The organism is Pseudomonas gingeri, assembly GCF_013386115.1.
Lineage (GTDB): Bacteria > Pseudomonadota > Gammaproteobacteria > Pseudomonadales > Pseudomonadaceae > Aquipseudomonas > Aquipseudomonas gingeri.
This window is the reverse complement of record NZ_JACAOR010000007.1, coordinates 126,291-143,952: the sequence shown is the minus strand read 5'-3', so window position 1 is coordinate 143,952 and position 17,662 is coordinate 126,291. Positions and strand designations below refer to the sequence as shown.

Annotated in this window: 14 protein-coding genes and 1 pseudogene; 5 read left to right on the top strand and 10 right to left on the bottom strand. The window is 63.9% G+C overall.

Features of this window, described 5'->3' with window-relative positions; all coding sequences use genetic code 11:
* Nucleotides 1–5 precede the first annotated feature (5 nt).
* Together HX881_RS13275 and HX881_RS13270 are read right to left on the bottom strand one after the other, a co-directional pair.
* Nucleotides 6–1,979, bottom strand: a complete 1,974-nt coding sequence (locus tag HX881_RS13275; RefSeq protein ID WP_017125754.1) for a MacB family efflux pump subunit — start codon at nt 1,977–1,979, stop codon at nt 6–8.
* Complete coding sequence (locus HX881_RS13270) at nt 1,980–3,152, bottom strand: efflux RND transporter periplasmic adaptor subunit (protein ID WP_177084902.1); 1,173 nt, start codon at nt 3,150–3,152, stop codon at nt 1,980–1,982.
* Between the two features lie 309 nt (nt 3,153–3,461).
* On the opposite strand from HX881_RS13270, the gene HX881_RS13265 reads away from it, so the two are divergent.
* The 4 genes from HX881_RS13265 (at nt 3,462) to HX881_RS13250 (ending at nt 8,597) form a co-directional block, all read left to right on the top strand.
* Entirely contained in the window at nt 3,462–3,944 is a 483-nt protein-coding gene (locus HX881_RS13265) for a sigma-70 family RNA polymerase sigma factor (RefSeq protein WP_017125756.1), read from the top strand.
* Between the two features lie 248 nt (nt 3,945–4,192).
* A complete protein-coding gene (mgtA, locus tag HX881_RS13260; protein WP_177084900.1) occupies nt 4,193–6,958 on the top strand; it encodes a magnesium-translocating P-type ATPase in 2,766 nt (921 codons plus the stop codon).
* A 27-nt stretch (nt 6,959–6,985) separates the two neighbouring features.
* Nucleotides 6,986–7,702 (top strand): MgtC/SapB family protein, encoded by a 717-nt coding sequence (locus HX881_RS13255; protein ID WP_017125758.1) that lies wholly within the window; start codon nt 6,986–6,988, stop codon nt 7,700–7,702.
* 268 nt (nt 7,703–7,970) lie between these two features.
* Nucleotides 7,971–8,597, top strand: coding sequence for a response regulator transcription factor (locus tag HX881_RS13250; protein ID WP_017125759.1), 627 nt, complete (start codon nt 7,971–7,973; stop codon nt 8,595–8,597).
* Between the two features lie 13 nt (nt 8,598–8,610).
* Here HX881_RS13250 and dkgB read toward each other — a convergent pair whose 3' ends face one another.
* The 8 genes and pseudogenes from dkgB to HX881_RS13210 form a co-directional block, all read right to left on the bottom strand.
* A complete protein-coding gene (gene dkgB / locus HX881_RS13245; protein ID WP_177084898.1) occupies nt 8,611–9,414 on the bottom strand; it encodes a 2,5-didehydrogluconate reductase DkgB in 804 nt (267 codons plus the stop codon).
* Between the two features lie 97 nt (nt 9,415–9,511).
* The gene (locus HX881_RS13240) at nt 9,512–9,754 is read right to left on the bottom strand and encodes a helix-turn-helix domain-containing protein (protein ID WP_017125761.1); all 243 of its coding nucleotides are present in this window, start codon (nt 9,752–9,754) and stop codon (nt 9,512–9,514) included.
* 9 nt (nt 9,755–9,763) lie between these two features.
* Nucleotides 9,764–10,315 carry a DUF2975 domain-containing protein gene (locus HX881_RS13235; protein ID WP_177084896.1) on the bottom strand — a complete coding sequence of 184 codons (552 nt, stop codon included), beginning with the start codon at nt 10,313–10,315 and terminating at the stop codon, nt 9,764–9,766.
* Nucleotides 10,316–10,480: 165 nt separating this feature from the next.
* A pseudogene (locus HX881_RS13230) lies at nt 10,481–10,588 on the bottom strand (REP-associated tyrosine transposase); the annotation flags it as partial.
* 232 nt (nt 10,589–10,820) lie between these two features.
* Nucleotides 10,821–11,354, bottom strand: coding sequence for an REP-associated tyrosine transposase (locus HX881_RS13225; protein WP_177084894.1), 534 nt, complete (start codon nt 11,352–11,354; stop codon nt 10,821–10,823).
* 236 nt (nt 11,355–11,590) lie between these two features.
* Nucleotides 11,591–14,665, bottom strand: coding sequence for an efflux RND transporter permease subunit (locus tag HX881_RS13220; RefSeq protein ID WP_017125764.1), 3,075 nt, complete (start codon nt 14,663–14,665; stop codon nt 11,591–11,593).
* 1 nt (nt 14,666) lies between these two features.
* Nucleotides 14,667–15,788: an efflux RND transporter periplasmic adaptor subunit gene (locus tag HX881_RS13215; protein ID WP_103032529.1), complete on the bottom strand. Its 1,122-nt coding sequence runs from the start codon at nt 15,786–15,788 to the stop codon at nt 14,667–14,669.
* Between the two features lie 157 nt (nt 15,789–15,945).
* Nucleotides 15,946–16,485: a PaaI family thioesterase gene (locus tag HX881_RS13210; protein WP_042935192.1), complete on the bottom strand. Its 540-nt coding sequence runs from the start codon at nt 16,483–16,485 to the stop codon at nt 15,946–15,948.
* Nucleotides 16,486–16,740: 255 nt separating this feature from the next.
* Here HX881_RS13210 and HX881_RS13205 point away from each other — a divergent pair, with 255 nt between their 5' ends.
* Nucleotides 16,741–17,607, top strand: coding sequence for a pirin family protein (locus HX881_RS13205; protein WP_177084892.1), 867 nt, complete (start codon nt 16,741–16,743; stop codon nt 17,605–17,607).
* Nucleotides 17,608–17,662: the final 55 nt, after the last annotated feature.

Genomic DNA, 17,662 nt, shown 5'->3' with positions numbered 1-17,662 from the left:
ATCGATCATTCACTGGTAAGGGCTGTAACCGGGTCGAGCCGGGCAGCTTTGCGGGCAGGCATGAAGCCGAAGATGACACCGGTGACCAGGGCACAGGCAAAGGCTCCGACCACGGCGGCGAGGGAGAACGCCACCGCGACCTTGCCCAGCAGCAGCACGCCGCCAACCCCCAGGGCCAATACCACGCCCGCGAGGCCGCCGACCACCGAGAGCATCACCGCCTCGGTCAGGAACTGGCGCAGGATGTCCCGCTGGCGGGCTCCGGTGGCCATGCGGATGCCGATTTCCCGGGTACGTTCGCGCACGGTCATGAGCATGATGTTCATCACGCCGATGCCGCCGACCAGCAGGGAAATGGCGGCAATCGAGCCGAGCATCAACGACAGGGTGTTCTGGGTGCGGGCTTCGGCCTGGATCATCGCGGCGTTGTTGGTCAGGCGAAAATCCCGCCGGCCGTTGTGCATGCGCAGCATCACCTGGTCGATGGCCTGCTCGGCCTCCTTGACGTTGCGTCCGTCGCTGGTGGCGATCGCCACATATTCCGGATTGCGCGTGCCGAACAGGCGTGTGCTGGCGGCGGAGTAGGGAATCGCGACCCGTTCGTCACTGTCGGTCTCGCCGGAGGTGGCGCCTTTTTCCTGGAGCACGCCGATTACCTGGAACGGCACGTTCTCGATGAGGATGTACTGGCCGATGGGATCGGGGATGTCCTTGAACAGCTTTTCGCGAATCTTGTGGCCGATCACCGCCACGGCGGCCCCGGCGCTGGCGTCGGCCTGGGTGAAGTAGCTGCCCTCGACCACCGGCCAGTTGAAGATCGCCGGGAACTGGGTGTCGTTGCCGCCGACATAGGCGGTGTGGTCGAGGCTGCCGAAACGCACCACCGCGTCATTGCCATTGACGGGCATGATCATTTTCACCTGGGGCAGGGCCGACAGCGCGGCCACGTCGTCGAGGGTGATGATGCCCAGGGGCGCGCGCGGGGTGGAGGGCGCGCCGCTGAGGTAGATGATGTTCGAGCCGAAGGCGCCCATCTGGGCGATGACCTGGCGCTTGCTGCCTTCGCCGACCGCCAGCATGACCACCACCGAGGCGACGCCGATGACGATGCCGAGCAGGGTCAGGGCGGTGCGGAAGCGATTGATCCACATCACCCGCCAGGCTGCCTGCACGGCCTCCAGCAACTCGCTCTTCCAGGCGCCGCTGTATTCGCTGCCGTCGCTCAGGCGTTGGCGCAGGTCCACGGCCTGCAGGGCGGAAGGGTTGGCGCTGCGCTGGACTTCGGGGTTGTGCCGCGCGGTGTCGCTGATGATCAGGCCGTCGCGGATCTCGATGATGCGCTTGGCGCGGGCGGCGACTTCCCGGTCGTGGGTGATCAGGATCACCACATGACCCTGGCTCGCCAGTTCGTCGAGCAGCGTCATCACTTCCGCGCCGCTGTGGCTGTCGAGGGCGCCGGTGGGTTCGTCGGCGAGAATGATATGGCCGCCGTTCATCAGGGCCCGGGCGATCGATACCCGTTGTTGCTGGCCGCCGGACAGCTGGTGCGGACGATTGCCGCTGCGGCTCGCCAGGCCCAGCCGGTCGAGCAGGGCGGCGGCCCGGGCATGGCGTTCGGCGGCGGGCGTGCCGGCATAGATCGCCGGCATCTCGACGTTTTCCTGGGCCGAGCCGGAAGGAATCAGGTGATAGCCCTGGAACACGAAGCCGAAGGCTTCACGGCGCAGCCAGGCCAGTTCGTCGCTGTCGAGTTCGGCGACGTTCTCGCCAGCGAAGCGATAGCTGCCGGAGGTCGGGCGGTCGAGGCAGCCGAGGATGTTCATCAACGTCGATTTGCCCGAGCCGGAGGCGCCGACAATGGCGACGAACTCCCCGGCATGGATCGACAGGTCGATACCTCGCAGCACCTCCACCAGCGGGCTATCGTCTCCCCCATAGGATTTGCGGATGTCCTGCAGGTCGATCAGTGGCGTTTGCATTCAGCCTCCGCTACCGACAGCCGGACCGATCAGCAGGTGGTCACCTTCGACCAGTCCGTCGAGTATCTGGATGCGCAGGCGGTCGCTGATGCCGGTACGGACTTCGCGGGTCTGGATCTCGCCCTTGGCGTTGACCACGCGTGCGCTCTGCACATGGGGCTGCGCACCGCCCTGCAGGGCGGCGATGGGCGCGGTCAGGACGTTTTGCGCACGGTCGGCGACGAAGAAGACCTGGGTGGTCATCTCGGCCATCAGCGCCTGGTCGGCATTGTCGACATCCAGCAGGACGGTATAGAGCACCACGCGGGCGGCCCCGCTTTTACTGCTGCTGTTGGGGCTGCCACCGCTCTGGCTGGTCTGCTCCAGCGGCTTGGGCGGTACCGGCAGAATCTGCCGCACGCTGCTGTTCCAGCGCCGGTTGCCGCCGCTGAGGGTGGTGAAGTAGGCGTTCATGCCCGGCTTGACGTGACCGATATCGGCCTCGGAAACCTCGGCCCAGACCGTCATCGGCGACAGCTTGGCGATGCGCAGGATCAGCGGGGTCTGCTGCTGGGCATTGAGGGTCTGGCCTTCCCGGGCGTCGAGGGCGACCACCGTGCCGGCCATGGGCGCGTAGATACGGGTGTAGCCCAGTTCCGCCTCGTCACTGCGCAGGCTGGCCTGCGCCTGGAGAATCTGCGCCTGGAACATGTCGATGCGGGCCTGGGTGGTGCGCATTTCGGCCTGGGCGCTCTGCACGTCTTCGACCCGGGTCGCGCCGCCGGCATTGAGCTGCTGCTGGCGCTGGTATTTCTGCCGGGCCAGGTCGTGCAGGGCACGTTGTTCCTGGAGCTGGGCCTTGAGGTTCTCGATGGAGTAGCGCCCGGCGTCCAGCTTGGCCTTCTGGGTGGACGGATCGATTTCCACCAGCAACTGGCCTTCCTTGACCTGGTCGCCGACTTCAACGTGGATCTTGTGGATCTGCCCGGAGGCCTGGGCGCCGACGTCGACGTAGCGGCGCGGTTGCAGAGTGCCGAGGGCGGTCACGCTGCTTTCTATATCGCCGCGGTTCACCGTGACGGTGGCGAACCTGTCCCGCCCTGGCGGCAGGATCTGCCAGGCGGCGAAGGCAACGACAGGGATCAGGCACAGTGAGACAAGCAGCGCGCGTCGGGTGCGTCGGGGACGTTTCATGCAGGGTTCCAGCCGGTGGAAGGTCGGTCCGTTGCCACGCCGGTGGGGCTGTTTCGCCCGGCGGCGCTTGTTGTCGCCGGGCGACAAACACGGAAGCTGTCCAATAGACGAGGGCTCGCCGCGGTAATTTAAGCCTTTGCCCAGGGCTTTTTTTCGAAACATTTCGGGCTTTTGCCCAGGGGTACTTTAAATCTATATGAGAATTACTATAAATTACGACCCCTCAAACTGACATCATCGGGACGTCCTTGCCGCGGACCTTGTCGATGGTTTCAAGGACAGCTCCCGCCGACTGTGCGGACAGGAGTCATGTTGGAAAACTACTACCGCGAACTGGTGTGTTTCCTCAATGCCAAGATGGGCAATCGTCATGGTGTCGAAGACGTGGTGCATGACGCCTATGTGCGGGTCCTGGAGCGTTCCAGCGATACGCCGATCGAACAGCCGCGGGCCTTTCTCTATCGCACGGCATTGAACCTGGTGATCGATGACTATCGGCGCAACGCCGTGCGCCAGAACGAGTCGCTGGAAGTGCTCGACAGCGATGAGCGGTTTTTCAGTCCTTCCCCGCAAACCTCGCTGGACCATGGTTTGCGCCTGGACATGTTGCAGCGGGCCCTGGCGGAGTTGCCGAGCCTGTGCCGCGACAGTTTCCTGTTGCGCAAGCTCGACGGCCTGTCGCATCCGCAGATCGCCGAACGCCTGGGCATTTCCCGCAGCCTGGTGGAAAAACATATCGTCAATGCCATGAAACACTGTCGCGTGCGCATGCGTCAGTGGGACCGTGAATGACGCGGCCCGCGCCCTCAACCTGAACCCTTCCTGAAGAATCTTTCGGTAGCGCCGTGAAACACGCCGTTACCGTTTACCCGTGCAAATGACGAAGTGTAAGCTTCGCGCGTTTTCATCCCCCGCGGAGGCCCATGTGGGCACTTGTTCGAGTGGCAGTAGGCGGTCGGTCTCCATGACCGGCACAGTCTCGGCAAGATAACGCGCAGCTTCCCTGTCGTTGTCTCGCCCGAAAGCGAGAAGCGATATTCATGAAACTCACCCTGTTGAAAGAATTCTTTGCCGGCTTCCTGCGGACCCGGCATTTCGCCCGGCATTTCCGCCGTCTGGCCCTGTTCGAGAGCATCACCGACGCCAGCGTCAGCCGTGAGGTCCCGCCGACCCTGGCGCAGACCCTGGCGACGGCGGCCAACGACCATCCGCTCGGGCTGATGGAACGCCTCGGTGCCCATGCCGATGGCCTGAGCGAGGCCCAGGCCCAGGCCCTGCGCGAGAAGTTCGGCCTCAACGAGATCGAGCACGAGCAGCCGCTGGCGTGGTGGAACCACCTGTGGCACTGCTACAAGAATCCGTTCAACCTGCTGCTGACCCTACTGGCGCTGATCTCCTGGCTGACCGATGACCTGAAGGCGGCTACGGTGATTTTCTCCATGGTGGTGCTCTCGACCCTGCTGCGTTTCTGGCAGGAGGCCAAGTCGAACAAGGCCGCCGATGCGCTCAAGGCGATGGTCAGCAACACCGCGACGGTCATGCGCCGCGATTTCGCCGCCGACACCTCGCCGGTGTTCGGCAGGTTCCACGGGGCCGCGGTGCAGATCCAGGGCGCCCAGCGCATCGAGCTGCCGATCAGGCAACTGGTGCCCGGCGACCTGATCGTGCTCTCGGCCGGCGACATGATTCCCGCCGATTGCCGGGTGCTGACGGCCAAGGACCTGTTCGTCAGCCAGGCGGCGATGACCGGCGAATCGATGCCCGTGGAAAAATTCCCGCGGCAGATCGACCCCAGCACCACCAACCCGCTGGACCTCGACAATATCCTGTTCATGGGCACCAACGTGGTCTCGGGCGCGGCCACGGCCGTGATCCTGACCACCGGCAACAACACCTACTTCGGTGCCCTGGCCCAGCGCGTCAGCGCCACCGACCGGGCGCCGACCTCGTTCCAGCACGGGGTCAACAAGGTCAGCTGGCTGCTGATCCGCTTCATGTTCGTGATGGCGCCACTGGTGCTGTTCATCAACGGTTTCACCAAGGGCGACTGGATGGAGGCGCTGCTGTTCGCGTTGTCCATCGCCGTCGGCCTGATCCCGGAAATGCTGCCGATGATCGTCACCTCGACCCTGGCCAAGGGCGCGGTGTTCCTGTCGCGCAAGAAAGTCATCGTCAAGCGCCTGGACGCGATCCAGAACTTCGGCGCCATGGACGTGCTGTGCACCGACAAGACCGGCACCCTGACCCAGGACAAGATCTTCCTGGCCCGGCATGTCGACGTCTGGGGCGAAGAGTCCGAGGACGTGCTGGAAATGGCCTACCTCAACAGCTACTACCAGACCGGCCTGAAAAACCTGCTGGACGTTGCCGTGCTCGAACACGTCGAAGTGCACCGCGAGCTGCAGGTCGGCACCGCGTTCCAGAAGGTCGACGAGATCCCGTTCGACTTCAACCGCCGGCGCATGTCGGTGGTGGTGGTCGAGCAGGACCATCCGCACCTGCTGATCTGCAAGGGCGCGGTCGAGGAAGTGCTGGCGGTGTGCACGCGGGTGCGCCATGGCGATGCCGAGGAGCCGTTGACCGACGCGCTGCTGGCGCGGATCCGCCAGGTCACCGCGGCGCTCAACGAAGAAGGCCTGCGGGTGGTGGCCGTGGCCGCGCGCGCCATGGAGGCCGGTGGCGATATCTACAGCCTGGCGGATGAACAGGACCTGACCCTGATCGGCTACGTGGCCTTTCTCGACCCGCCCAAGGACAGCACCGCACCGGCCCTGCGCGCCCTGGCCGAACACGGCGTGGCGGTGAAGGTGCTGACCGGCGACAACGAACGGGTGACGGCGAAGATCTGCCGCGAGGTCGGCCTGGAGCAGCAGGGCCTGCTGATGGGCAACGATATCGAGCGCATGAGCGACAAGCAGCTGGCCAAGGCGATCGAGACCACCAACGTGTTCGCCAGGCTGACTCCGTCCCACAAGGAACGCATCGTCCGCCTGCTCAAGGCCAACGGCCATGTGGTCGGCTTCATGGGCGACGGCATCAACGACGCGCCGGCCCTGCGCACCGCGGATATCGGTATCTCGGTGGACAGCGCGGTGGATATCGCCAAAGAAGCGGCGGATATCATCCTCCTGGAAAAGAGCCTGATGGTGCTGGAGGAGGGCGTGCTGGAAGGCCGCCGGACCTTTGCCAACATGCTCAAGTACATCAAGATGACCGCCAGCTCGAACTTCGGCAATGTGTTCTCGGTGCTGGTGGCCAGTGCCTTTATCCCGTTCCTGCCGATGCTGCCGATGCACCTGCTGGTGCAGAACCTGCTGTATGACATCTCGCAGATCGTCATTCCGTTCGACCATGTCGACCAGGAAATGCTGAGTAAGCCGCAACGCTGGCAGCCGGCGGATGTCGGTCGCTTCATGTTCTTCTTCGGGCCGATCAGTTCGATCTTTGACATCACCACGTTCGCCTTGATGTGGTATGTCTTCGATGCCAATACCCCGGACCACCAGACCCTGTTCCAGTCGGGCTGGTTCGTGGTCGGCCTGCTGACCCAGACGCTGATCGTGCACATGATCCGCACGCCGAAGATTCCGTTCCTGCAAAGCCGCGCGGCGCTGCCGCTGATGGCGATGACGGCAATCATCATGGCGGTGGGGATCTTCCTGCCGATGGGCCCGCTGGCGCACTACTTCAAGCTGCAGGCGTTGCCGTCGCTGTACTTCGTGTTCCTGCCGGTGATCCTGCTGGCGTACATGGCGCTGACGCAGGCGGTGAAGGGGTTCTATATCCGCAGGTTCGGCTGGCAATAATCAGGAGCATGATCAAGGAGTGAGTGAATGCAGGCCCTCGACAACATCAACCTCGACTCGCTGGTCGACACCCTGGTCAGCCTCAGCGCCGCGTTTATCCTTGGCGGCCTGATCGGTTTCGAGCGCCAGTACCGCCAGCGCACCGCCGGTTTGCGCACCAATGTGCTGGTGGCGGTGGGCGCGGCGATCTTTGTCGACATGGCCAACCGCCTCGGCGGCGCCGAGGGCGCGGTACGGGTGGTGGCCTACGTGGTCTCCGGCATCGGTTTCCTCGGCGCCGGGGTGATCATGCGCGAAGAGGGCAATGTCCGCGGCCTGAACACCGCGGCGACGCTCTGGGCCTCGGCGGCGGTCGGTGCCTGCGCCGGTGCCGACCTGATCCTCGAGGCGCTCCTGGGGACCCTGTTCGTGCTGGCGGCGAACACCCTGCTGCGGCCGATCGTCAACTACATCAACCGCCAGCCGCTGGATGTGGTGTCGGCGGAGGTCACCTATATCCTCTATCTGATCGCCGGTCGCGACCAGCAGAAGACCGTGATGTCGTTGCTGGAAAAGGAGCTGGAACGCAGCAACTTCCCGGCCAGTGACGTCGAGGTGCGGCCGTTCGGCGACGAGGATGTGGAAATCGAGGCGACCCTGGCGATCACCTCGGTGGACGGCGACGAGCTGGATGCGCTGGTGGCGCGCCTGTCGACATCGAGCCTGGTCCAGCAGGCGTTCTGGAGCCCGAGCACCACCGACTGACCCGCGTGGCCTGCCGGCTTCCTGCCGGGCGGCCGCGATCTTCCGTTCCGGCGGGACAGTCTTGGGATTATTCCTACATATCTCGCCGGGACCGCCCGCTAAAGTGCGTGCCCCATCCGGCCGACGGCTGAGGTATCGAGCCCGTGCGCCAAGGCAAGTTCCAGGAAGTTTCCTACACTCTATGGGGTTGGATTGTCTTCCCTTACTGATCGATGCAAGCACGTTCCCGTCTCAAGCAGTGGCCGGCGTACTTCTCAAGGATTTGCGGATGCGTAACGCACTGATTGTGGATGATCACCCGTTCGTTCGCCTGGCGATCAAGATATTGCTGGAGAAGCTCGGTTTTGAAGTGCTGGCCGAGGCCGATAACGGCGTCGATGCGGTGCAGCGGGCCCGGGAACTCGAACCGCAGTTGATCGTGATGGACCTGAACATTCCCCGGCTCGACGGCCTCGAGGTGATCACCCGGATCACCACGCTGGGGTTGTCGAGCAAGATCGTGGTGTTGACCGAACAATCGCCGGAGTTCTATTCGGAACGCTGCATGCGCGCCGGCGCCCTGGGCTATGTGTCGAAGACCGCCGAGCTCGACGAGCTGCAATTGGCGGTGCGGGCGGTGATGCTCAACAAGAGCTTCTTCCCGCGTCTGGAGGACCGTGGGCGCACGGCCGCCAGCGTCAATGAATCCGAGTCACGGCAGATCGAGAACCTGAGCAACCGGGAACTGAGCATCCTGCGGTATATCGCCCGTGGCATGAAGAACAAGGAGATCAGCGAGTTGATGCTGCTGAGCGACAAGACCGTCAGCACCTACAAGACCCGTCTGATCGACAAGCTGAACCTCAAGTCGGTGGTCGCGCTGGCGGAGTTCGCCAAGCGCAACCACCTGATCTGAGGGGGCGGGGCGATCAGTCCCAGTCTGGCGCGATGCCCTTGGGGCTGGTCAGGCGCTGGCCGCGCTCCAGGCCGGCGATCAAGGTCATCTCGGCGTCGCTCAGGCGCAGTTCGCGGGCCTTGAGGTTGCTGGCGAGGTTGTCCCGTCTGGTCGAGGACGGAATCACCGCATAACCCATCTGCATCGCCCAGGCCAGGGTGACCTGGGCCGCAGTGGCCTGATGTTGCGCGGCGATCTGCTGGATCACCGGGTCCTTCAGTACCTCGCCATAGGCCAGGGTCATGTAGGAGGTGATCTGGATGCCCTGGCTCTGGGCGAACTCCACCACCTTGCGGTTTTGCAGGTAGGGGTGCAGTTCGATCTGGTTGGTGGCGATGTTGTCGGCACCGACGGCGGCGATGGCCTGTTTCATCAGGTCGATGGTGAAGTTGGAAATGCCGATCTGGCGGGTCAGGCCCAGTTGCTTGGCTTCCAGCAGCGCGCCCATGAATTCCTCGACCGGTACCTGGTCCTCGGGCGAGGGCCAGTGGATCAGCGTCAGGTCCAGGTAATTGGTGCCCAGCTTGCGCAGGCTTTCCTTGAGGCTGGGGATCAGCGCGTCCCTGGCGAAATTGGCGACCCAGATCTTGCTGGTGATGAACAGCTCGTCACGGGCCACGCCGCTGGCGGCGATGGCCTGGCCGACTTCGGCTTCGTTCTCGTAGATCTGTGCGGTATCGATGACCCGGTAGCCCAGTTCGAGGCCGGTGCTGACCGAATCGATGACGACCTGGCCCTGCAGGCGGAACGTGCCGAGGCCGAAGGCGGGAACAGACATGGGTGACTCCTGGAATGACAGTGGGAATGACCAGGAGTATCCCCATCGCTATCTTTGAGAAAAATAGGTGATGGGGAAAAGGACTCTTTACCGAAAATCAAGAGTCCCGTGGGACGGCGGCCACGGCTTCTTCCGGGGTGGCCCGATAGGCGAGCAGGTCACCTGGCTGGCAATCGAGGAAGCTGCAGATCGCTTCCAGGGTCGACAGGCGGAAGCCCTTGACCTTGCCCTGCTTCAACAGCGAGAGATTCTGTTCGGTGATGCCGATGGCTGCCGCGAGATCCTTGGACCTGACCTTGCGCTGGGCGAGCATGACATCGAGCTTGATTTCGATCGGCATGGTGCTGTCCTAGACGAACTGCTGGTTTTCACGGGCCAGCGAGCAGGCGTTGTAGAGGATTCTGGCGATCAGCATGATCGAGGCCGCGAGAAACAGGGCCACCACCTGTGCCGAACTGAAGCCGAGGGTCAGCATGCGCTCGCCCTCGGGCAACAGGAAGGTCATCCACACGCTCAGGGCCGGTTCCAGCAGGAACGTGGCGAGTACCCAGAAACCGACACTCCTGCCGATCCTGCCCAGCCGTTCGGCGGAGTCCGGGGAAAAGTAATCGCCCTGGCTATAGGCCTGGAACAGGCTGCGCAAGGCAAACAGCCCGCGGGCCAGGATCAATAGCGGAATGCTCGACAGCAGGATGCAGCCCGCGACCTGCCACCACGGCATGTCATCGACTTTCACGTTGTACTCGGTGGCCATCGAGCCGAGGTTGAAACCCACGCCGTAGTCACTGACCAGGCTGGGATAGAACCAGCAGGCGATATTGACGAGCAGCATGGCAATGATCAGCAGCAAGGTGGCGGAGGCCAGTAGGCGGCTGTGGCGGGCCAGGCGATCGGAGGTCATAACACGTCCTTATTGTCGGGGAGCGATCTGGAGAACGCCCGAGAGGATGGGCGTTTGAATGACTATATTGCAGTAATTAATTACTGTAAAACGATAATTTTATGTGTTTGTAACCGTGTGCTTCCCAAGTCGCCCTTTCAGGCCGCGCGAACGCGCGCAGGGTGGCAGAGTGACAAGGGAGGGTCGTGTGAACAGGGGGAGCCATTCCAGCACCGTGCGGGTGAGGAAGTGGGGTTGATCCGGTTCTGTGATCGTGTAGCGGCTTCTGCCCATGGATTCATCCTTGAGTCGGTGGTGGCCCGGCGACGCGGAGCGTCGATGGAGGCATTCCCACGCGGAGCGTGGGAACGATCATTGGAGTTTAGGCGGGGCCGCAGAGCGCTCGTACGGCAGAGTGTTAGCAGATCGTTCTGCACAGCTGTCGATGCGGCCCTGCGCCCCGAGCGTTCCCACGCTCCGCGTGGGAACGCAGCCCGTGACGCTCCGCGTCACAGCACGTCATGACCTAGCACCATCGCTGAATTTCGATCAGCACCTCCAGCCCTGCATAGTTGCGAGCGCTGGAGTATCGCCAGTGCTCCGCCTGATCGACATAGCCACGTTTCACTGGGTTGTGATGGATGTAGTCGAGCTTTTCGCGCATGACCTGTTCGCTGCACACCAGTTCGGCGTGTGAGCCTTCCTGCCAGAACTGATAGACCAGGTCGTGTTTGTGGGCGCGCTTGCTGAAGCGCAGGCGTTGTAGTGCGCGTTCAGCGTTATTCTCATGAAGGTGATCAATGATCTGACGTGCAGTGAATGACTTGAAGCTGCGCAGGCATGTGTTCAGCTCGGGTGCCTGAGCGACGAAATGCAGATGGTTTTCCAGCACAACGTAACCATACAGGCGCAGTCCCTGATTGGCTTGTTGATAACGCCAGCAGTCCAGCAACAGAGTGACGAGGGAGGGTCGTGTGAACAGGGGGAGCCATTCCAGCACCGTGCGGGTGAGGAAGTGGGGTTGATCCGGTTCCGTGATCGTGTAGCGGCTTCTGCCCATGGATTCATCCTTGAATCGGTGGTGGCCCGGCGACGCGGAGCGTCGATGGAGGCATTCCCACGCGGAGCGTGGGAACGATCATTGGAGTTTAGGCGGGGCCGCAGAGCGCTCGTACGGCAGAGTGTTAGCAGATCGTTCTGCATAGCTGTCGATGCGGCCCTGCGCCCCGATCGTTCCCACGCTCCGCGTGGGAACGCAGCCCGTGACGCTCCGCGTCACAAACCCACGCGGGGGCGTCAGGCGTGGACTGGCTGCGTGGCCTTGCGGGCGACGCGGTCCAGTACCAGGCTGCACAACGCCGGCAGGAACAGCAGCGTCAGCAAGGTGCCCACCAGGACGCCGCCGATCAGCACATAGGCCAGCGACGACCAGAACACCGACAGCGTCAGCGGGATAAACGCCAGTGCCGCCGCCAGCGCGGTCAGTACCACCGGTCGCGCTCGACGCACCGTGGCTTCGATGATCGCCTCGCGGATCGCCATGCCGTGTTCCTGGTTCTGGCGGATCTGGTCGGTGAAGATCAGCGTGTTGCGCATCAGGATCCCGCCGATCCCGATCAGCCCGAGGATCGCATTGAAACCGAACGGCTGGTTGAACAGCAGCAGGGTCGGCACCGCGCCGATCAGGCCCAGGGGCGCGGTGGCGAAGACCATGAACATCACGCCGAACGAACGCACCTGGAACATGATCACCAGCAGGGTCAGCAGGATCATGATCGGGAACAGCGCCGCCAGCGCGACGTTGGCCTTGACGCTTTCTTCCACGGGCCCGGCGATCACCACCCGGTAGCCGCCCGGCAGCTTGGCCAGCAGCGGCTGCAGGTCGGCCCAGACCGCCAGCTCGACATCCGGCGGCTGGCTGCCGTCGACAATGTCGGCACGCACTTCAAAGGTAGTGGCACGGTCGCGGCGCTTGAGGATCGGATCCTCCATCACCGGCTGGAAATGCCCGACCTGGGACAGCGGCACCGACTCCCCGGCGTTGTTGGTCAGGGTCATGTTGTCGAGGTTGCCGAGGTCTTCGCGTTGGTCGCCGCGGGAGCGCGCTACCACCGACACCACCCGCGTGCCTTCGCGTACTTCGGTGATCGGGTTGCCGCTGAGCAGGGCATTGAGCTGGGATTTCACCTGGTCCGGAGTGAAGCCCAGCAGACGCAGACGATCCTGATCCAGGACCAGGCGATAGCCGCTGGTGCGCTCGCCCCAGTCGAGGAAGGCGTCGCGGGTCAGCTTGTTGGCCGCGACCACCTGGCGCACCTGCTCGGCCAGTCCACGGAGCACATCGGCATCCGGCCCGGACACCCGGAAGACCACGGGGAAGGGCACCGGCGGACCGAACAGCAACTGCGTGACCCGTACCCGCGCCGAGGGAAATTCGCCGGCGGCGATCCGTTCACGCATTTTCAGTTTCAGCGCATCGCGAGCATGGGCATCGGCTGTCTGCACGATCAGCTTGGCGAAGGCCGGGTCCGGCAGTTCCGGGTTCAGCGACAGGAAGAAGCGTGGCGCACCGCCACCGACATAGCTGTCCACCAGCAGGGTCTGCGGTTCCTCCAGCAAGGCCTTCTCCACCTGGGCGGTTACCGCCTCGGTGCTCTTGAAGGCGCTGCCCGGCGGCATATAGACCTCGAGGATCAGTTCCGAACGGTCGGAGTTGGGGAAGAACTGCTTCTTCACCACGCCCATGCCCAGGCCGCAGAGGACAAAGGCCGCCACCACCAGCCCGGTGACCAGCCAGCGGTTGGCGATGCAGCGTTCCACCAGGGCGCGGAAACGCCGATACCAGCGACCGTCATAGATCGCCTCGTGGCCACCCGGGACCGGTTTGATGTCCGGCAGCAGCTTGACCCCCAGGTACGGGGTGAAGACCACCGCCACCAGCCAGGAGGCGATCAACGCGAAGCCGACGATCCAGAAGATGTTCCCGGCGTATTCCCCGGCACTGGAGCGGGCGAAACCCACCGGCAGGAAACCGATGATGGTCACCAGGGTGCCGGTGAGCATGGGCGCCGCGGTGGAGCTCCAGGCAAAGGTCGCGGCATGGATGCGGTCGAAGCCTTCCTCGAGTTTCACCACCATCATTTCAATGGCGATGATCGCATCGTCCACCAGCAGGCCGAGGGAAATGATCAGCGCGCCGAGGGTGATGCGGTCGAACTCGCGCCCGGTCATCAGCATGATCACGAAGACGATGGACAGGGTCAGCGGCACGGCGGCGGCCACCACCAGGCCGACCCGGAAACCCAGGGCCAGCAGGCTGATCACCATCACCACGGCGAGGGCGACAAAGAACTTCAGCATGAACTCGTTGACCGCCAGGCGGATGTTCTTCGCCTGGTCCGCGACCTTGTCGAAACGCATGCCCAGCGGCAGGTCCGCCTGGATTCGCGCTTCCTCGGCCTGCAGGGCCTTGTCCAGTTCCAGGCCGTTCCAGTGTTTTTCCATGATCACGCCGAGCATCAGCGACGGGTCGCCCTGATGGCGGATACGATAGCCGGGCGGGTCTTCATAGCCACGGGTCACGGTCGCCACATCGGCGATCCGCAGCACCTTGCCATTGGCCACCAGCGGCACGTTTTCGATCAGCGCCAGGCTGTCGAAGGCCCCGTCGACACGGATATAGGCGCGGGCGCCGGCGGTCTCGACAAAACCCGAGGGGGTGACGCTGTTCTGCGCGGCGAGGGCGGCGAAGATCTGCTCCGGCTTGATGCCCAGGGTCGCCAGGCGCTCATAGGAAAACTCGACGAAGATCCGTTGCGCCTGTTCGCCGAGGATGTTGACCTTCTTCACCCCGGGCAGGTTGAGCAGGCCCTGGCGCAGGTCCTCGGCCATCTGCACCTGCTGGCGATGGGGCAGGTCCTGGGCTTCGAGGGCATACAGGGCGAAATAGACATCGGAATACTCGTCGTTGAAGAACGGCCCGATCACCCCCTTGGGCAGTTTCGAGGCTTCGTCGCCGAGTTTCTTGCGGGTCTGGTAGAACAGGTCCTGGATTTCCCCGGGACGGGTGGAGTCGAGGAAGCTGACCTTCATCGACACAAAACCGGGCTGGGCGATGGTCTCGACCCGGTCGTAGGAGTCCAGTTCCTGCAGGCGCTTTTCCAGGCGGTCGGCCACCTGTTCCTGCATTTCCTGGGCCGTGGCGCCGGGCCAGGCGGCGGTCACGGTCATGATCTTGACGGTGAACAGCGGGTCTTCCGAACGCCCCAGCTTGCCGAAGGCGAAGATGCCCGCGGCGAGGATGGCGAGAATCAGGAACAGCGTGACCGCGCGGTGCTTGACCGCCAGTTGGGACAGATTGAGGCCGCGCATATCAACGATCCTGGGCAGGGGTAGGCGTTCGGTTCAAGGCCAGGGCCTGGGCGGCCGGGACCCGTATCGGGTCGCCGGGATGCAACAGGTGCGCGCCGAGGGCGACGATCAGTTGACCGGCGCTGACGCCGCTGTCGAGCAGCGCGTATTCCTGGCCGAGGCTGGCGACCTTGACCGGGGCGAAGCTGACCCGGTTGTCGCTGCCGATCAGCCACACGCCGGTACCGGTGCCGGGATCATGCAGGGCGCCGATGGGCACGCGGGTCTGTTCCTGGCCGGCGGCGGACAGGCGCACGGTGATGGTCGAGCCGATGGCGAAGCGTTCGGCCTGGCCGTCGAGCACATAGCGCGCCCGGAAGGTCCGGGTGCTCGGGTCGGCCGCCGCGGACAACTCGCGCAGGCGGGCACCGACGGCCTGGTCCGGAGCACCGAAGGGGAAGGCCTGGGCCGGATTGCCGGCCAGTGGGCGCTGGTTCTCCGGCAGGTTGATCACCGCTTCGCGGGCACCGTCCTGGGCCAGGCGGGCGACGACCTGGCCTTCGGCGACGACCTGGCCGCGATCGACCCGGACTTCGGTGATCACCCCGTCACCATCGGCCTTGAGCACCGAGTAGGTCCGACGGTTTTCGATCTGCCGGGCGTCGGAGTCGGCCGAGGCCATTTCCGCTTCGGCGACCCGCAGGTTGGTCGCGGCCTGGTCGAAGATCTGCCGGGAGATCGCCCCGGTGGTCGTCAGGCGCTGGTAACGGTTGGCGTCATCACGGCGCTGGCGCAGCTGGGCCTGGGCGGCGACCACGCGGTTTTTCGCGGCCTTGAGGGCCAGGTCGAAGTCCTGGATATCCAGCACCAGCAGGGTATCGCCCTTGTGCACGCGCTGGCCGGGATCGACCTTGCGCTCGATCACCTTGCCACCGACGCGGAAACCCAGGTCGCTTTCGGTGCGGGCGGCGACCACCCCGGTATAGGCATTCTGCTGCTGATTGGCCGGTTCCACCCGGACCGCCAGGACGGCCCGGGGCAGGGCGGCGGTGACGCCGGTATCGGCCTGGCTGTTGCAGCCGCCGAGAAGGACCAGCAGGGCCAGCGGGGTCAGGCGTGCCAGGTGGGTGTTGAAGGGCTTCATGGCTTGATTCTCATGTATTCGATTCTGAAAACAACGCTGCTCTGGTAGGAGCCGGCTTGCCGGCGATCCTATCGACGCGGTGTCCTGTCATTCCGCGTCGCCCGGATCGCCGGCAAGCCGGCTCCTACAGGGGGCGTGGTGTCGAGTCAGGCGTGGCTCAGCCCCGGGGTTCGAGGATCATGCAGGTGGTCGTGCCCGTCGCATAAAGCCGGCCGTCGACGTCGTAGATGCGACCTTCGGCCAGGGCGGTGGAGCGCCCAAGGTGGACGACCTTGCCTTCGGCGCGGACCGGTCCACTGCGGTTGGTCAGTGCCCGTACATAACTGATGCGCAGGTCCAGGGTGGTGTAGCCCTGGCCTTTCTGCAGGCGGGTGTGCACCGAGCAACCCATGCACGAATCCAGCAAGGTCGCGGCGTATCCACCATGGACGATGCCCAGCGGGTTGTAGTGGCGGTTGTCGGGTGTGCCCTGGAACACGAACAGCCCCTCGGACCACTCGATGGGCACGAAGTCCAGCAGATCGCCGATAGGGGGCGCGGGCAGCTCGCCGTTGCCGATGCCATCGAAGAACTGCGCCGGCGTCAGTTCGCTGACCTGGGCCATGGTGAGACTGCCGGGGGCTTGCAGGCGACTGCGCATGGCCTGTTCCTGGGCTATCCATTGAGCCAGCGTGGCATCGCGGGTTGGGTTTTGCATGGGGCACCTCGACCATGGGTGAAAAGCAGTGAGAGAGAAAAATTACGGGTATAATATTTTTCTATATTATGGTCGAAATATAAATTAATCCAGCCCCCCGCACGCCACTCGTGAGCATTAGCCCCAGGGCGGATGCGCCGGATCGGACCCGGAAGCCAGTCGTTCCATGGATGGAACGATCAGATCGGTTTTTGCCGACTACCGCCAAAAACATAACGAATCTAAGCTGTGCTCCATCACCTGATGGAGGCATCCATGAAAAAGATTCTTGGTATCTACACCAGCCCGCGCGGCCACTGGGTCGGCGATGGATTTCCGGTGCGCACGCTGTTTTCCTACGACAACCTGGGCCGGCAGATCAGCCCGTTCCTGTTGCTGGATCACGCCGGGCCGGCCGAATTCACCCCGACCGACGAGCGCCGCGGGGTCGGCCAGCACCCCCATCGCGGTTTCGAAACCGTGACCATCGTCTATGACGGCGAAGTCGAGCACCGTGATTCCACCGGTGCCGGCGGCGTGATCGGACCGGGCGACGTGCAGTGGATGACCGCGGCAGCGGGGATCATCCATGAGGAATTCCATTCCGAAGCCTTTGCCCGACGTGGCGGCAAGCTGGAAATGGTCCAGCTCTGGGTCAATCTGCCGGCACGCGACAAATCGGCTCCGGCCGGCTACCAGAACATCCTCGACGGCGATATTCCGCGGATCGCCCTCAAGGACGATGCCGGCAGCCTGCGTCTGATTGCCGGTGAGTTCGACGGGCACAAGGGGCCGGCGCGGACCTTCACGCCCATCGATGTCTGGGACCTGCGTCTGAACGCCGGCAAGGTGTTGAACCTGGACCTGCAGGCCGGCCACAACACGGCGCTGGTGCTCCTGCACGGTACGGTGCGGGTCAATGGCGAGGCCGTCGCGCGTCCGGGGCAACTGGTGCTGTTCGAACGGGACGGCACGCAGTTGTCCCTGGAGGCCAACGATGACGCGGTATTGCTGTTGCTCAGCGGCGAACCCATCGACGAGCCGATCGTCGGCCATGGTCCGTTCGTGATGAACAGCGAGGCGGAAATCCACCAGGCGTTCAGCGACTTCCACAGCGGGCGCTTCGGAACGATGCACAGCTGACGGCGAGCTGTAAGCTGCAAGTGAAAGCGGGCTATTCTTGGCGCTTGAAGCTTGC

What these genes read in the sequence shown, in the direction of transcription:
- HX881_RS13210 (WP_042935192.1), bottom strand. Translation starts at nt 16,485, where the DNA reads ATGCAAAACCCAACCCGCGATGCCACGCTGGCTCAATGGATAGCCCAG.
- HX881_RS13205 (WP_177084892.1), top strand. Translation starts at nt 16,741, where the DNA reads ATGAAAAAGATTCTTGGTATCTACACCAGCCCGCGCGGCCACTGGGTC.
- HX881_RS13270 (WP_177084902.1), bottom strand. Translation starts at nt 3,152, where the DNA reads ATGAAACGTCCCCGACGCACCCGACGCGCGCTGCTTGTCTCACTGTGC.
- HX881_RS13235 (WP_177084896.1), bottom strand. Translation starts at nt 10,315, where the DNA reads ATGACCTCCGATCGCCTGGCCCGCCACAGCCGCCTACTGGCCTCCGCC.
- HX881_RS13225 (WP_177084894.1), bottom strand. Translation starts at nt 11,354, where the DNA reads ATGGGCAGAAGCCGCTACACGATCACGGAACCGGATCAACCCCACTTC.
- HX881_RS13215 (WP_103032529.1), bottom strand. Translation starts at nt 15,788, where the DNA reads ATGAAGCCCTTCAACACCCACCTGGCACGCCTGACCCCGCTGGCCCTG.
- dkgB (WP_177084898.1), bottom strand. Translation starts at nt 9,414, where the DNA reads ATGTCTGTTCCCGCCTTCGGCCTCGGCACGTTCCGCCTGCAGGGCCAG.
- HX881_RS13220 (WP_017125764.1), bottom strand. Translation starts at nt 14,665, where the DNA reads ATGCGCGGCCTCAATCTGTCCCAACTGGCGGTCAAGCACCGCGCGGTC.
- HX881_RS13275 (WP_017125754.1), bottom strand. Translation starts at nt 1,979, where the DNA reads ATGCAAACGCCACTGATCGACCTGCAGGACATCCGCAAATCCTATGGG.
- HX881_RS13250 (WP_017125759.1), top strand. Translation starts at nt 7,971, where the DNA reads ATGCGTAACGCACTGATTGTGGATGATCACCCGTTCGTTCGCCTGGCG.
- HX881_RS13265 (WP_017125756.1), top strand. Translation starts at nt 3,462, where the DNA reads ATGTTGGAAAACTACTACCGCGAACTGGTGTGTTTCCTCAATGCCAAG.
- HX881_RS13240 (WP_017125761.1), bottom strand. Translation starts at nt 9,754, where the DNA reads ATGCCGATCGAAATCAAGCTCGATGTCATGCTCGCCCAGCGCAAGGTC.
- HX881_RS13255 (WP_017125758.1), top strand. Translation starts at nt 6,986, where the DNA reads ATGCAGGCCCTCGACAACATCAACCTCGACTCGCTGGTCGACACCCTG.
- mgtA (WP_177084900.1), top strand. Translation starts at nt 4,193, where the DNA reads ATGAAACTCACCCTGTTGAAAGAATTCTTTGCCGGCTTCCTGCGGACC.